This window comes from Agromyces mediolanus, from assembly GCF_014648575.1.
Lineage (GTDB): Bacteria > Actinomycetota > Actinomycetes > Actinomycetales > Microbacteriaceae > Agromyces > Agromyces mediolanus.
On the sequence record NZ_BMRJ01000003.1, the window covers coordinates 171,785 to 186,806 of the forward strand.

At 70.1% G+C, this 15,022-nt stretch carries 13 protein-coding genes; 5 read left to right on the forward strand and 8 right to left on the reverse strand.

Annotation, left to right across the window (positions count from 1 at the left end; genetic code table 11):
- Positions 1-11 precede the first annotated feature (11 nt).
- Complete coding sequence (locus IEY71_RS14880) at positions 12-926, forward strand: hypothetical protein (RefSeq protein ID WP_189086143.1); 915 nt, start codon at positions 12-14, stop codon at positions 924-926.
- Between the two features lie 64 nt (positions 927-990).
- Here the strand turns inward: IEY71_RS14880 and IEY71_RS14885 are convergent, their stop codons facing one another.
- Complete coding sequence (locus tag IEY71_RS14885) at positions 991-1,473, reverse strand: OsmC family protein (RefSeq protein ID WP_189086144.1); 483 nt, start codon at positions 1,471-1,473, stop codon at positions 991-993.
- A 109-nt stretch (positions 1,474-1,582) separates the two neighbouring features.
- On the opposite strand from IEY71_RS14885, the gene gabT reads away from it, so the two are divergent.
- Both gabT and IEY71_RS14895 read left to right on the forward strand, forming a co-directional pair.
- Entirely contained in the window at positions 1,583-2,941 is a 1,359-nt protein-coding gene (gene gabT, locus IEY71_RS14890) for a 4-aminobutyrate--2-oxoglutarate transaminase (RefSeq protein WP_189086145.1), read from the forward strand.
- On the forward strand, positions 2,941-3,930 hold the full coding sequence (locus IEY71_RS14895; RefSeq protein WP_189086146.1) for an asparaginase: 990 nt from the start codon (positions 2,941-2,943) through the stop codon (positions 3,928-3,930). The genes gabT and IEY71_RS14895 overlap by 1 nt, the downstream gene beginning before the upstream one ends.
- A gap of 112 nt (positions 3,931-4,042) precedes the next feature.
- On the opposite strand, the gene IEY71_RS14900 is transcribed toward IEY71_RS14895, so the two are convergent.
- From IEY71_RS14900 to IEY71_RS14930, 7 genes are all read right to left on the reverse strand, one after another.
- Positions 4,043-4,786, reverse strand: a complete 744-nt coding sequence (locus IEY71_RS14900; RefSeq protein ID WP_189086208.1) for an ABC transporter permease — start codon at positions 4,784-4,786, stop codon at positions 4,043-4,045.
- 149 nt (positions 4,787-4,935) lie between these two features.
- Positions 4,936-5,847 (reverse strand): ABC transporter permease, encoded by a 912-nt coding sequence (locus tag IEY71_RS14905; protein ID WP_189086147.1) that lies wholly within the window; start codon positions 5,845-5,847, stop codon positions 4,936-4,938.
- 1 nt (position 5,848) lies between these two features.
- Entirely contained in the window at positions 5,849-7,045 is a 1,197-nt protein-coding gene (locus IEY71_RS14910; RefSeq protein ID WP_189086148.1) for an ABC transporter ATP-binding protein, read from the reverse strand.
- A gap of 2 nt (positions 7,046-7,047) precedes the next feature.
- On the reverse strand, positions 7,048-8,175 hold the full coding sequence (locus IEY71_RS14915; RefSeq protein ID WP_269061115.1) for an ABC transporter substrate-binding protein: 1,128 nt from the start codon (positions 8,173-8,175) through the stop codon (positions 7,048-7,050).
- A 167-nt stretch (positions 8,176-8,342) separates the two neighbouring features.
- Positions 8,343-11,144, reverse strand: coding sequence for an FtsK/SpoIIIE domain-containing protein (locus IEY71_RS14920; RefSeq protein ID WP_189086150.1), 2,802 nt, complete (start codon positions 11,142-11,144; stop codon positions 8,343-8,345).
- Between the two features lie 202 nt (positions 11,145-11,346).
- Positions 11,347-11,694, reverse strand: coding sequence for an FHA domain-containing protein (locus IEY71_RS18430; protein ID WP_229781779.1), 348 nt, complete (start codon positions 11,692-11,694; stop codon positions 11,347-11,349).
- A 372-nt stretch (positions 11,695-12,066) separates the two neighbouring features.
- Positions 12,067-12,864, reverse strand: coding sequence for a PP2C family protein-serine/threonine phosphatase (locus IEY71_RS14930; RefSeq protein ID WP_229781780.1), 798 nt, complete (start codon positions 12,862-12,864; stop codon positions 12,067-12,069).
- Between the two features lie 213 nt (positions 12,865-13,077).
- Between IEY71_RS14930 and IEY71_RS14935 the strand changes: the two genes are divergently transcribed.
- A complete protein-coding gene (locus tag IEY71_RS14935; RefSeq protein ID WP_189086152.1) occupies positions 13,078-13,566 on the forward strand; it encodes an Lrp/AsnC family transcriptional regulator in 489 nt (162 codons plus the stop codon).
- A 2-nt stretch (positions 13,567-13,568) separates the two neighbouring features.
- The gene (locus IEY71_RS14940; RefSeq protein ID WP_189086153.1) at positions 13,569-14,951 is read left to right on the forward strand and encodes an aspartate aminotransferase family protein; all 1,383 of its coding nucleotides are present in this window, start codon (positions 13,569-13,571) and stop codon (positions 14,949-14,951) included.
- Positions 14,952-15,022 lie beyond the last annotated feature (71 nt).

Sequence of the window (15,022 nt, forward strand, 5' to 3'; positions counted from 1 at the left end):
GCGTCGAGCGGGTGACCAGGCTCCGACCGCTCTCCGCCCTCGCCGCGCTCGCCGCCGGCGTCGTCGTGCTGCTCGCCGCCTGCGCCCCGGCGGTCGACCCCGCGGCGACCGTCCGGGCGAACCCGGAGCAGATCGACGAGGTCGACACCTCCGACTTCGACCCGGGCCTGATCGTCAGCGACGACAGCTTCTTCGACTCGACCGCACTCGACGAGGAACAGATCCAGGACTTCCTCGAAGCGCTGCCCTGCCGGCCCGACGCGGGCATCACCTGCCTCGCCGACTACCGGCAGACGACCGAGACGCAGCCCGCCGCGGGTCCTGGGCACTGCGCCGAGTACCGCGGCGCGGTCAAGGAGCGCGCGAGCCGCATCATCGCGAAGACCGCGGTCGCCTGCGGAGTGAGCCCGAAGACGCTGCTCGTGCTCCTGCAGAAGGAGCAGTCGCTGCTCACCCGGCCGAGCGAGCACGGCTACCTGCGGGCGACGGGCTACGCCTGCCCCGACACCGCCGACTGCGACGTGAAGTACTTCGGCTTCTTCAACCAGCTCTACAACGCGGCGTGGCAGTTCCGGCAGTACACCCAGCAGCCGGACCGGCAGTACCGGATCGGGGCGGTGCCGGTCTCCTACAACCCCGACGCCGCGTGCGGCGTCAGCACCGTGCTCATCCAGAACCAGGCGACCGCGAACCTCTACAACTACACGCCCTACCAGCCCAACGAGGCTGCGCTCGCCTCGGCCGACGCGGGCGGCGACGGCTGCTCGGCCTGGGGCAATCTGAACTTCTGGTTGCTGTGGAACCGGTGGTTCGGCGACCCCACGAGCGAGCGCTACCCGGGCTTCCTGCCGCCGTGCAGCCGCCTCGTCGACGGGCAGGTCTGCCCGACCCCGGGCATCCCGACCGCGCCGCCGCGCGCGGACTGAGCCCGTCTCGACCGCGCCGGCCGTCGCCGGGCGCGGGCCGTCGCCGGGCGCCGGCCGGCGCGGCTCAGTCGGCCGTCGCGACCTCGACGCTCGGCTCATGGCCGACGGGGAAGGCGACGGATGCCGCGATGAAGCACTTCTCCGCGGCCTCGGCGTGCAGCTGCTGGGCGCGCTCGGCCATGGCCGCGTCCGCGACCGTCACCCGGGGCCGCAGGGTCGCGGCGACGAACGCCCCGCCGCCTCGACCGTCCTCGCTCATCGTGCCCGTCGCGGCGTCCTCGTAGCCGAGCACGACGACGCCGTGATTCGTCGCCACGTGCAGGTACGACAGCATGTGGCATTGGCTCAGCGCGGCGAGCAGGAGCTCCTCGGGGTTCCAGCGCTCGCGGTCGCCGTGGAAGGTGCGATCGGCGGACCCCGCGATCTCGTGCTCCTTGCCCGCCCCGCGGACGAGATGGCGACGCGAGTACGCGCGGTAGCCGCTCGTGCCCGCGCCCAGGTTGCCGGTCCACTCGACCGCGACCTCGTAGTGGTGTTCGCCCAGCATCCCGACTCCGTCCGACCATGCCTCAGCCCGGGCGCGGCTCGGCGGTCCGGGTCGGCGGCCGGATCGACCGCCCACACGATTCTGCCTCGGGGATAAGCTTGGGCGCATCATGACTGAGACCCAGATCGCACCCTCGCACACGGTGCCGCAGCAGCGCCAGCTCGTCACGGCCGTCCCCGGCCCGAAGTCGATCGCGCTGCACGAGCGACGCACCGCCGTCGTCTCCGCGGGCGTCTCGAGCGCCCTGCCGGTCTACATCGAGCGCGCCAATGGCGCCATCCTCGTCGACGTCGACGGCAACCGCTTCGTCGACTTCGGCGGCGGCATCGGCGTCACCACCGTCGGCCACACCGAGCGGCACGTCGTCGAGGCGGCCACCGCGCAGCTGCAGGACGTCACCCACACGCTGTTCACCGTCACCCCGTACGAGGAGTACGTGCGGGTCGCCGAGCTCCTCGCCCAGCACACGCCGGGCGACTGGGCGAAGAAGTCCGTGCTCGTGAACTCGGGCGCCGAAGCCGTCGAGAACGGCGTGAAGATCGCGCGCAAGTTCACCCGCCGTCGCGGCGTCGCGGTGCTCGACCACGCCTACCACGGTCGCACCAACCTCACGATGGCCATGAACTACAAGGCCCACCCGTACGCCTCCGGCTTCGGTCCGCTCGCGGGAGACGTCTACCACGCGCCGAACTCCTACCCGTACCGCGACGGGCTCAGCGGCGAGCAGGCCGCGGCCCGCACGATCGCCTACCTCGAGAAGGTCGTCGGCGCCGAAGACCTGGCGTGCCTCGTCGTCGAGCCCATCCAGGGTGAGGGCGGCTTCATGGTGCCCGCCGACGGGTTCCTGCCGGCGCTGCAGGCCTGGTGCACCGAGCACGGCGTCGTCATGATCGCCGACGAGATCCAGTCGGGCATGGCCCGCAGCGGCAGCTACTTCGCGAGCGAGCAGTTCGGCTGGGAGCCCGATCTCGTGCTCTCCGCCAAGGGCATCGCCGGCGGACTCCCGCTCGCCGCCGTCACGGGCCGCGCCGAGATCATGGACGCGGCGCAGCCCGGCGGCCTCGGCGGCACCTTCGGCGGCAACCCGGTCGCCTGCGCGGCGGCCGTCGCCGTGTTCGAGGCGATCGAGGAGGACGACCTCCTGGCGGAGGCCCGCCGCATCGAGGCGAGCCTCACGGCCGGGCTCCGCTCGCTCGCCGAGCGCTTCGACGTCATCGGCGACATCCGCGGCAAGGGCGCGATGATCGCGATCGAGCTCGTCCGGCCCGGAACCCGCGACACGACGAAGGAGCCGTACCCCGAGGCGGTCGGGGCGCTCATCGCCCACGCCGCCCAGCAGGGCGTGCTGCTGCTGAGCGCGGGCACCTACGGCAACGTGCTCCGCTTCCTGCCGAGCCTCGCCGTGACCGACGAGCTCATCGAGGACGCGCTCGGCGTGCTCGAGTCCGGCCTCGCGACGCTCGGCTAATGGCCGGCACCTTCAACATCGCCGATTCCGTCGAACTCGCAGTGGTCGAACGCAGTGGTTTCATCGAGTCCAGGCACGCCGGTTCCGCCATCGTGCTCACCCCCGAGGGCGAGGTGCTGCGCAGTCTCGGCGACGTGCGCACCCCGGTCTTCCCGCGCTCGGCGCTGAAGCCGTTCCAGGCCGTGGCCGTGATGACCTCCGGGGTCGTCCTGCGCGGTGAGGACGCCGCCATCGCGATGGCGAGCCACTCCGGCACGGCCGCCCACGTGGCGCTCGTGAAGGGGCTGCTCGACCGGGAGGGCCTGAGCGCATCGGCGCTCGGCTGCCCGCCCGCCCTGCCCGGCGATCGCACGGCGCGCGAGCAGCTGCTGCGTTCGGGCGGTTCGGCCGAACGGGTCTTCATGACGTGCTCGGGCAAGCACGCGGCCATGCTGCTCGCCTGCGTGCAGAACGGCTGGCCCGTCGAGGGCTACCTCTCCCCCGAGCACCCCCTGCAGAAGAAGATCCTCGACGTGCTCGAGCGGCTGACCGGCGAGCGTCCGGCGGCGAGCGCCGTCGACGGCTGCGGCGCGCCGGTGCACGCCGTCAGTCTCACCGGGCTCGCCCGCGGGATTCAGAAGATCACGACCGCGCAGACCAGCTCGCCGTTCGCGCTCTACCGCGAAGCCGCGGAGCTGGCCTCGGCCGCACGGGCGCATCCGTGGGCGGTCGCGGGCCCCGGGCAGCCTGACACCGTGGCGATCGAACGACTCGGCGTGTTCGCGAAGTTCGGCGCCGAGGGCGTCATGGTCATGACCGCCCCGAACGGCACGACCGTCGCACTCAAGGTGCTCGACGGCTCCTCGCGGGCCTCGACGATCGTCGCGCTCCGCCTGCTCGCCGACGCGCGCGCCCTCGACCACGACGACGTCGACCTCGCACGTGCGGAGCTCGACCTCTGGGTGATGGGCGGCGACCGCCCGGTCGGCGAGATCCGGGCGACCGTCTGACGCCGCCAGTCTCGTCCGCCGGTTGAGGCGGGGTGGGCGCTCGTCGGAGCGCCCGCCCCGCCTCAGTTCAACTCTGCTCTGCCCTGGTCCGCTCTGCCCTGGTCTGCTCCGCTCAGCTCAGCTTGGCGAGCCGCTTCTCGCGCGCCGCGCGCGACACCTGCACCGTGATCACGAGGATCATGGCGAACAGGAACACCGCGGAGGCGATCACGTTCGCCTCGGCCGGGATGCCTCGTGCCGCAGAGATGTAGATGTACTTCGGGAACGTCGACACGGAACCGGAATTGAAGTTCGTGATGATGAAGTCGTCGAAGCTGAGCGCGAAGGAGAGCAGCGCGGCCGCGAGGATGCCGGGCAGCAGCAGCGGGAACGTCACCCGCCAGAACACCTGCGACGGCGAGCCGTACAGGTCGCGGCCCGCCTCCTCGAGCGCCGGGTCGAGGCTCGCGACCCGCGCCTTCACCGTGACCACGACGAAGCTGATGCAGAACATCGTGTGGGCCAGGATGATCGTCAGCATGTCCTTCGGCACGCCGACGGCGAGGAACTGCGCAGCCAGGCCCGCACCGAGCACCACCTCCGGCGTCGCCATCGGCAGGAACAGCAGCAGGCTGATCGCCGAGCGGGCGCGGAAGCGGTAGCGCACGAGCGCGATCGCGATCATCGTGCCGAGCGTCGTGGCCAGGACCGTCGCGACGAGCCCGATCACGATGCTGTTGCCGAACGCCTGACAGACGGCACCGCCTTCGACGTTGCAGACGTTCAGCCACTTGTCGAAGGTGAACCCGCGCCACGCGATGTTCGACTTCACCGAGTCGTTGAAGCTGAACACGAAGGTGTACACGATCGGGATCATGAGGAACGCGAACGCGATCGTCACGTAGGTGGGCAGCAGCCAGCGGCCGAGCCCGCGCCGGGGCCGCTCGCGCGTCGGCTGCGGGCGCTGCTCGAGCTGCTCGCTCTCGGCGAGTCCGCCGAGGACCGCTCCGGCCTGTCCTTCACCGCTCACAGCAGGTCCTCCGTTCCGCTCCGCTTGACGTAGATGCCGACGAGGATGAGGATCGCCGCCATCAGGATGATGGAGAGTGCCGCCGCCGCCGGATAGTTCAACAGCACGAGGAAGTTCGCCTCGATCACGTTGCCCATCATCTGCGTGCCCGGCCCGCCGAGGAAGTCGCGGCTCGCATTCACGTAGTCGCCGGCCGCGGGGATGAAGGTGAGCAGCGTGCCGGCGACGATGCCCGGCATCGACAGCGGCACGGTGACCTTGCGGAAGACCGTCGCCGGGCTCGCGTACAGGTCGCCGCCCGCCTCCAGGTAGCGGAGGTCGAGCCGCTCGAGGGTGGTGTAGAGCGGCAGGGTCATGAACGGGATGAAGTTGTACGTCAGACCGAAGATGACCGCGAACGGGGTGCCGGTGAAGTGCGCGTCCGGCGCCATGAGCGACAGCGCCTTCAGCGAGGTGATGATGAACGACTCGTCGGAGAGCACCTGCTTCCAGGCCAGGGTGCGCAGCAGGAAGGAGATGAAGAAGGGGGCGATCACGAGGACGAGCAGGATGCCTTGCAGGAGCGGCTTGCTGCGCGCCTTCACGCCGATGAAGTACGCGATCGGATAGCTGATCACGAGGGCGAGCACGGTCGCCACGAGCGCGTACCCGAACGAGCGCAGGATGTGCGGCCAGTACGAGGTGACGACGTCGACGTAGTTCTGCCAGTTGAAGGCGTAGTCGAACTCGCCGATGTCGCCGAACTCGCTCTGCACCTGCAGCGAGGTGAGCAGGAGCGAGACGAGCGGCGTGAGGAAGAACAGCACGAGGTAGGCGATGCCGGGGGCGAGCAGCACGAGGGCGATCGCGCTGCGCTTCCTCGGTGCCTGCGGCTGCGCTTCGGCCGTGGCGAAGGCTGCGAAGGCCACCTCAGTGCTCCTCGAGCTCCGCCACGAGCGCGTCGCGGTGCTGGGCCGCGATGGCGCTCGTCGAGGCATCCGCCTGGAAGCGTGATTCGTCCGGCGTGTCCTCGAGACCGAAGCCGTGCTCGACCGCCCAGCTCACCCAGACGCGGTCGCCCTCAGCGGCCGCCGGGCCGAAACCGATGTTCTGCGCGAACACCAGCACGCGCCCGGCTCCGGGGATCTCGACGAGGTACTGGGTGCTCACGCCTGAGAAGGAGACGTCGGTGACGACGCCCGGGCCGATGAGATTTCGGTCCGCCTCGACCACGGGCTGTTCGCGGTGCAGTTCGACCTTCTCGGGGCGGACGCCGACCGTGACCTGCCCCGAGTGGCGCTGCGCGCGTGCCGTCGGGACGACGATGCGCGAGCCGGCGGCGTCGACTGCGATCGCCGTGTCCGTGGCGCCCACGACGTCGCCGGTGAAGAGATTCGACTGGCCCAGGAAGTTCGCGACGAACGCCGTCCTCGGCAGTTCGTAGAGCTCCTCGGGGGCGCCCATCTGCTCGATGCGCCCCTTGTTCATGACCGCGACGGTGTCGGCCATCGTCATGGCCTCCTCCTGGTCATGGGTGACGTGCAGGAAGGTGAGGCCGACCTCTTCCTGGATCGCCTTGAGCTCGAGCTGCATCTGCCGCCTCAGCTTGAGGTCGAGCGCGCCGAGCGGTTCGTCGAGCAGGAGCAGCGCGGGTCGGTTCACGATCGCCCGGGCGAGTGCGACGCGCTGCTGCTGACCGCCGGAGAGCTGCTGGGGCCGTCGCTGGGCGAGATGATCGAGTTCGACGAGGCGGAGCGCTTCGTGCGCCTTCCCGGCCGGGTCGTCGATGCGTCGGCGGCGAAGCCCGAACGCGACGTTCTCGAGGATCGTCATGTGCGGGAAGAGCGCGTAGCTCTGGAAGACCGTGTTGACCGGGCGCTCATGCGATCGAGTGGCGGTGACATCGGTTCCCCCGATGAGGATCCGTCCGTTCGTCGGCTCGTCGAGCCCGGCCACGAGCCGGAGCGTCGTCGTCTTGCCGCAGCCCGACGGCCCGAGGAGGGCGAAGAAGGATCCCGCCGGGATCGTGAGATCGAGTTCTTCGATCGCGGTGAAGCCGGGGAATCGCTTGTGGATGCCGACGAGCTCGAGGTCCGCGCCGCGCTCGGCGAATTCGCGCATCGCCATGGTCACACTCCCAACAGGATCGACTGGAACTGGGTCTGGTACTTCTGCTCCTCGCGCGCCGTGAGCCCTCGGAAGACATGGGCCTGCTCGAGCGTGTCGGCGTTCGGGAAGATGAGCTGGTTCTCGGCGAGCTCGGGGTCGATGGCCATCGCGGCCTCCTTCGCCCCCTCGACGGGAGTGATGTAGTTCACCCAGGCCGCCACCTCCGCGGCGATCTCGGGCTGGTAGTAGAAGTCGATGAGCCGCTCGGCGTTCGATTTGCGCGGCGAGCCGACGGGGACGAGGAAGTTGTCGTTCCACAGCGTGCCGCCGCCTGCGGGCAGGGCGAACTCCCACTTGTCGCCGGCTTCCGCATTGATGACGGTGATGTCGCCGGACCAGCAGATCGCCGCGAGCGTGTCGCCGGACTTCAGGTCTTCCAGGTAGGCGTTGCCCTTGATGTTGCGCACCTGACCGCGGTCGACCTGCTCCCGGAACACGTCGATCGCCGCGGTGAACTCGTCGTCGCCCCAGTCCCCGGCGATGTCGGTGCCGAGGTCCTGCATGATGCAGCCCATGGTGTCGCGCATCTCGGAGAGCACGCCGACTCGGCCCTTGAGCGAGGGGTCCCAGAGGTCGGACACCCGCGTGATGCCCCCGGGGATCGCCTCCTTGTTCCAGCAGATTCCGCCGAAGCCGCCCTGCCACGGCACGGAGTACGTGCGGCCGGGGTCGAAGTCGGGGTCGCGGAGCGCCGGGTTGAGGTTCGCGAGGTTCGGCATGTTGCCGTGGTCGAGCTCCTGCGTGTAGCCGAAGCGGATCCAGCGAGCCACCATCCAGTCGGTGAGGCAGACGGTGTCGGAGCCGATGTCCTGGCCGAGCGCGAGCTGGTCCTTCACCTTGCCGTAGTAAGTGTTGTTGTCGTCGACGGCGACTTGGTAGTCGACCGAGATGCCGGTGGCCTCGGTGAACGCCTGCAGCGTCGGGTAGTTGCCGTCGTCGTCCTCGTCGATGTATGCGGCCCAGTTCGCCCAGCGGACGGTCGGATCGCCGTCCGAACGGTCGGCGGCGGGCGTCGGCTTCGCGCGCGGTCCGCTCTGACACGCGGCGAGCGCGAGCGCGGTGGCCCCGGCGCCGGCACCGGCGAGCAAGGTCCTGCGACTCAACTGCTGGCGGCGTGCGAGATCGATGAGGGAACGGATTCGTGGATCCGTCGGGGGTTGCCGAGTCACGGGCTTCCTCTCGGGTTCGCAGCACTGCGGGGTGGATTGATCCTGCCACACTGCCCGGCTGGAATCACGAGTCGATGTCTGATTCGTTACGATCCCGCGTCGGACGCGATGGTTTCGGTTGCGTGCTCCGGGTTCGACGGATGAATCCGTCGAAATCGCCGTTCCGGCCAGCTGAAGCGCTCGACTCCCCCGTCGGGAGCGATGAGCCAGCCCTGCGCGGCGCCCGGATCGAGCAACGGCGGCAGCTCCCGCCCGCGGAGCAGCGCGCGGAACTCGGCGAGCCCGCCGTCGACGATGGCCACCCCGGTGTGCTTCAGCTCGGTCCAGACCCGCCAGGCGGCCGCCCACGCGTCCAGGTCGCCGACGATCACCTCGGCCGATTCGGTCTCGGCCGCTGCCGTGAGCGGGTCCCCGATGCTCCCCGCCGCCGTCAGGACGGAGACTCGGACTCCCCCGATCTCCGAAAGCCGTGCGAGTGCGACCGGCACGTTCCGCGTCACGAGTGCGTAGCTCACCCCGGGGTGGAAGACGAGCGCAGGCGCAGGCGCGGCTTGCACGCGCGGCGCGTTCGCGGTGGGTGGAGCCGACGAAGGCGGCGGATCCGCGAGCGCGACCTGCAGCCGCAGCCCCCGCCACTGCCCGCTTCCGGGCCCGTCGTCCGCTCGCCACAGGGAGGGGTCGCCGCCCAGCTGCGCGAGCTCGCCGCGGGACGACTGCCGGAGCAGCAGCAGCGACCTGAATCTGTCCCGAAGCTCGGCGGAGAGGCCGATCGGCCTCGTCGCCGAGGCGACGACGTGGAGACCGTTCCCGTCCTCGAGGATCGTCGAGAGCGCCTCGGACGCGGCGAGCCGGTACTCGTCGGGCCAGGCCCGGAAGCGCACGTCGGCGCCGTCGACGAGCAGCAGCCTGGGAGCGGAGCCGAGGTCGTCCGATGCATCCGGTCGGGCCAGCTCCATCAGCACGTCCCAGGCGGCGGAACGGTTCGCAGGTAGCCTGACCACCCGGCCCATGCCGTGGCGCGCCGCGAACGATGACGCGATCGTGTCGAGCGTCGAGCTCCTCCCGCTTCCCGGAGTGCCGCAGACCAGCAGTGCCCCGTCGGACTCGGGCGACCAGACCGCGCTCAGGCGGCGCTGCTGGTCGGGGGCGTCGAGCAGACCGAACTCGATCCCGTCCGGCGACGGCCCGACCTCGGCCAGAGCGATCCGCCTGGGCAGCGGATCGAGCCACGGGCGAATGGCTTGGCCATCGCTCGATCGCCCGGCTCGCAGCAGCTCGAGGTGCAGGGGATCCGCGATCGCCGATTGAAACGGCCGGGGCGGCCCGGTGCCATCGTCGACGATCGCCCGGCCCGGCAGCGAGGGCGGGAGATCGGCCGCATCATCGACCCCGACGAGCGCCCGGCTATCGCTCGGATGCAGCACGCGGAGGCAGACTCTCAGCCGGCAGTTCGCGGTGATCTGCTCCCGAACGGAGCCGTTCGGGCGCTGCGTGGAGAGGATGAGATGCATGCCGAGCGAACGGCCACGCGCCGCGAGGTCGGCGAACACCCGACCGAGCTCGTCGAAGCGCTCGAGCAACGCCTGGTACTCGTCGACGACGATGAGGAGCCGCGGCAGCTCGACCGCGCGATCGAGCTCGATGAAGTCGCGCACGCCGCACTCGCGCAGCCGGCGCTCTCGTCGTCTGATCTCCGCCCGGAGGCTCTCGACGGCGCGGAGCGCCTCCGACTCGTCGAGGTCGGTGACGACGCCGACGACGTGCGGGAGCCCGGCGATCGGCTGAAAGGCCGCGCCGCCTTTGAAGTCCACCAACAGCATCGCGAGTGTCGACGGCGAGTACGAGATGGCGAGGGCCGCGAGCCACGCGAGCAGGAACTCGCTCTTGCCGCTGCCCGTCGTCCCGCCGACGAGCGCGTGCGGTCCCTGACGCACGAGGTCGAGTTCCAGTGTTCCCCCGGGCGCCGTTCCGACCGCGGCGACGAGGCTCGCGCGCCCTGCCGCGGGTGGCTGGGCCAGCGCCGCGAGATCCACTCGGCTCGGGAGCGGCCTCGCCTCCAGACCGCTCCGGGCGGCGGCCTCGGCAAGACGGGCCGCCGCCGTGATCGCCTGCCGCAGACCGAGCAGTTCGGGCACGAACTCGCGATGCTGTTCGGGAGAGGCGAGCACCTCGGCGCGCGCGCGACGTGGCGAGTGCAGCTGGACCACGGTGCCGAGTCCCGGCGGCAACAGCTCACGCGCGGTCGCGATCGCGATCACCCCGCGTGAGTCCGTCACCTGCTCCCCCTCGACGACCGTGACGGTCGGCTCAGCGCCGCGCTGAGGCAGCCGCGCTGCCCAGCGCCACTCCTTGGTCTCAGGAACGCGAAGGCCCGAGCTGCCCGGGCGCACGGCGGCACTCCAGCGGACGAGCGCCGCGCGGGCGGCCGCACGAGCCAGCACAGGCGGCCCCACGAATCCGATGCCCGCCGCGGCATCGGCTCGGATCGGCGCATCCGACAGCGTCCATGCTCTGGCGAGCAGGGCACGGTCGTCCGCGTCGGACGCCTCGCCTTCGATTCGCTGACCGCTCGGTATCGCACCGCGGCCGAGCACGAGCTCGTTCGCGCCGGCACCGCTCCATCTCGCACCGGCCGGTTCCTCGAGCACCACGCCGAGCTCGCCGACGCGCTGCCACGCGTGCTCGCGTTCGCCCGCGTGGCGGGCGTCGATCTCGTCGGTGAGCCTGCGCAGTGCCTCGGCCCGCTCGGCCCGATCGCGACGCAGTTGCCGCCGTGCGCCGCGACGACCGTCGACGATGGCGGCGAGCCCCACGACGGGGCCGACCGCGGCGAACACGAGCGCGAGCGGAGAGTTGGTGAGCGCGAACAGCAGACCGGCGGTCGCCACGGGTGCCAGCGTCGCGAGGAGCGGGAAGGGAGGCCGTGACCGACGAGCCAGCGGCGGCGGCAATCGGAGCGGCGGAAGTCGATCGGGCTGGGCGTGCATGCGCTCAGCTCAGCACGGTCACGCGACTGAGCCAGCTCGGCGATGCGGTTCGGGGGATGCGTCCGACGCGCGCTCCGATGTGGAGGAGGGGTACCCGCGCCCGCTAATCGACGACGATCTGCTGCTGCGCGAGTTCGATCGTGCTGCCTCGCGGCACCTGATAGCGACGGCCGGGTTCGCAGCGCACGGCACCGTCGTCGGGGCGGCGCACCAGTGTGCCGTTGCCGGAGAATCGGTCGGCGATCCAGAGCACGCCATCGTGCGAACCGAACTCGAGATGCGTCTTCGAGACGGAGAGCGTGCGGTCGGCGATCTGCACAAGATGGTCGAACCGCTCACCCGGTTGCGGCAGCGGCTTGCGCCCGATCAATCCGGTGCCGAACACGATCCGGGTCTCCCCGGTGCTGAATCGCAGGCGGAACCGATCGGACTCCCCCGGCGCGTTCGTCACGGGCGATGCCGTCTCGGGCGCGTGCTGCGAGCGAGACTGGTCGACCGCGGCCCCAGGCTCATCCCCGTGCTGGGCCTCGGCGGATGGCGCGAGGAACCCGCCGACCGGGATGCTGATGACGCCGCTGTTGCGGCGCGGGAGCGGGCTCATGATCGTGGTGTCGCCCGGTCGCGGATCCGGCTTGCGCCTCGACTCGGGCGTCGCGCTCGTCGAACTCCCGCACTCACCGCAGAACATCGCCCCTTCGGGCAGGTCCGCACCGCAGATCCGGCAGTTCACGTGCACACTCCTCATCTCCGCTTCCAGCGTACCGGCGGGGGCGGCCGAGGCGGTGCAGGCGAGTGCCGCCCGTGTCGCCGAGCGCCGGATCGCTCAGCCGCCCTCGACGGGCGGCACCACGTCGAGCACGTCGACTACGACGACCGTGACGTTGTCGCGACCGCCGTTGCCGAGCGCCGCGTCCATCAGGTGCCTGGCCGCGGCATCCGCCGTCGGATTGGACGCGAGGAAATGGCGGAGCCCGTAGGCGGTGATCTCCTTCGTGAGCCCGTCGGAGCAGATCAGCAGACGCATCCCCGGCTCGATGGCGATGGCCCGGTAATCGGGCAACGGCGCCTCGTGGAAGCCGACCGCGCGCGTGATCACGTTCGAATGCGGATGCGTCTCGGCTTCCTCTCGCGTGATCTGCCCGGCATCGACGAGCTCCTGCACGATCGAGTGATCGACGGTGAGCTGTTCGAGCACGCCGCCGATGAGCCGGTAGACCCTGGAGTCGCCGATGTTGAAGACGATCCATGCGGGCTCGCCCGAGATCGAGCCGAGCGCGACGCCGGTGACCGTGGTCCCGCTTCCCTCGTCGGTCACTCCCCGGCCGCGGCCCATGTCCTGCACGGCGGAGCGGAGCGCCTGGTCGATGTCCGGCGTGCCCACGACGGTTCGACCACCGTACTCGGCGAGCCTCGTGACGACCGCGGCGCTCGCGAAGTCGCCGGCCGCGTGGCCGCCCATTCCGTCGGCGACGGCGAAGATCGGCGGCTGGGCGAGGAAGCTGTCCTCGTTCACCTCGCGTCGGAGACCGGTGTCGGTCATCGCCGACCACGCGATCCCGATCTCGGTGCCGCCGGGCAGCACGACGCGATGGCGCGGATTGCCGATGCCGATCTGGGTCACGGATCTCGCCTGTCTGCGGGGGGACGCGTCAGGATGTGAGGGGAACCCGTCGATCGTAGCGCCTCGAACCCGCGTGCGGCTGCGGACATCTCGATGCGAGGGACGGGTGATCCCGGAGCGTTCCCCGCCGCCCATCCATGGAATCAGTTGTGAAACACGGCTCATTCGACTGATTCCCTTGCTTCTGCCCCTCTTGACTGTCATGATCGAGCCATGACGAACACGGGACGACTCACGTCGCGTCCGGTGCAACTCGACGATGTGTCGAAGGCGATCATCGAGCAGCTCCAGACCGACGGCCGGCGTTCCTATGCCGACATCGGTAAGGCCGTCGGCCTCTCCGAAGCCGCGGTGCGCCAACGCGTGCAACGGCTGCAGGAGGCCGGCGTCATGCAGATCGTCGCGGTCACCGATCCGATGCAGCTCGGGTTCACGAGGCAGGCGATGATCGGCATCCGCGCCGAAGGCGACACCCGGCTGCTCGCCGAGCAGCTCTCCGCGATCCCCGAGATCGACTACGTGGTGCTCACCGCCGGCAGCTTCGATCTGCTCGCCGAGGTCGTGTGCGAGAACGACGAGGAGCTCATCGATCTCCTCAACGCTCGCATCCGGTCGCTCGACGGCGTCCAGCAGACCGAGACATTCGTCTACCTGAGGCTGCAGAAGCAGCATTACAACTGGGGAACCGTGAGGAACCGATGACCATGACCGATGTCCGCTACGACAATGCGACGCTGCAGAAGCAGGCGAAGGATCACCTCTGGATGCACTTCGCGCGCCAGTCGACGATGGAGCAGGGTGTGCCCATCATCACTCGCGGCGAAGGCCACCGCATCTACGACATCAACGGCAAGAGCTACATCGACGGCCTCGCGGGCCTCTTCGTGGTGAACGCCGGCCACGGCCGTTCGCGCATCGCTCAGGCGGGCGCGAAGCAGGCCGAAGAGCTCGCGTTCTTCCCGATCTGGTCGTACGCGCACCCCAAGGCGATCGAGCTCGCCGACCGTCTCGCGGAGTACGCGCCCGGCGACCTGAACCACGTGTTCTTCTCGACGGGTGGCGGTGAGGCGGTCGAGACCGCCTACAAGCTCGCGAAGAACTACTGGAAGCTCATGGGCAAGCCGACCAAGTACAAGGTCATCTCGCGCGCCCTGGCCTACCACGGCACCCCGCAGGGCGCCCTCGCGGTGACCGGCCTGCCGATCAAGGCGCCGTTCGAGCCGATCACCCCCGGTGGTCTTCGCGTGCCGAACACCAACTTCTACCGCGCCGCCGAGATGGGCGCGCCGGCCGACGACATCGAGGCCTTCGGCCTCTGGGCGGCGAACCGCATCGAGGAGCAGATCCTGATGGAGGACCCGGACACGGTCGCCGCCGTCTTCCTCGAGCCCGTGCAGAACTCCGGCGGCTGCTTCCCGCCGCCCCCCGGGTACTTCCAGCGAGTGCGCGAGATCTGCGACAAGTACGACGTGCTGCTCGTCTCGGACGAGGTCATCTGCGCCTTCGGCCGCATCGGCGACTACTTCGCGTGCAACCAGCTCGGCTACGTGCCCGACATGATCACCTGCGCGAAGGCGATGACCTCGGGCTACGCCCCGATGGGCGCGACCATCATCAACGAGCGGATCTACGAGCCGTTCAAGAAGGGCGACACGACCTTCTACCACGGCTACACCTGGGCCGGTCACCCGGTCTCGGCCGCGGTCGCGCTCGAGAACCTCGACATCTTCGAGGAGGAGAAGCTCAACGAGCACGTCCGCGAGAACAGCCCGCTGTTCCGCGCGGAGCTCGAGAAGCTGAACGACCTGCCGATCGTGGGCGACGTCCGCGGCGAGGGGTACTTCTTCGCAGTGGAGCTCGTGAAGGACAAGGCCACGCGCGAGACCTTCAACGAGGAGGAATCGGAGCGCCTGCTGCGCGGCTTCCTCTCGACGGCGCTCTTCGATGCGGGCCTGTACTGCCGCGCCGACGACCGCGGCGACCCCGTGATCCAGCTCTCGCCGCCGCTCACCATCGGCGTGCCCGAGTTCCAGGAGATCGAGCAGATCCTGCGCAGCGTGCTGACCGAGGCGTCGAACCGCCTGTGATCGCTGGTGGCCGCGCACTTCTCGGCGCGCGGCCGCACTGAATCTGCCGGCTCGAGAAGGCCCCGGGCGGG

Coding starts and splice junctions, on each gene's coding strand:
- IEY71_RS14885 (WP_189086144.1), bottom strand. CDS start 1,473: ATGCTGGGCGAACACCACTACGAGGTCGCGGTCGAGTGGACCGGCAAC.
- gabT (WP_189086145.1), top strand. CDS start 1,583: ATGACTGAGACCCAGATCGCACCCTCGCACACGGTGCCGCAGCAGCGC.
- IEY71_RS14895 (WP_189086146.1), top strand. CDS start 2,941: ATGGCCGGCACCTTCAACATCGCCGATTCCGTCGAACTCGCAGTGGTC.
- IEY71_RS14900 (WP_189086208.1), bottom strand. CDS start 4,786: ATGATCCCGATCGTGTACACCTTCGTGTTCAGCTTCAACGACTCGGTG.
- IEY71_RS14910 (WP_189086148.1), bottom strand. CDS start 7,045: ATGGCGATGCGCGAATTCGCCGAGCGCGGCGCGGACCTCGAGCTCGTC.
- IEY71_RS14935 (WP_189086152.1), top strand. CDS start 13,078: ATGACGAACACGGGACGACTCACGTCGCGTCCGGTGCAACTCGACGAT.
- IEY71_RS14940 (WP_189086153.1), top strand. CDS start 13,569: ATGACCGATGTCCGCTACGACAATGCGACGCTGCAGAAGCAGGCGAAG.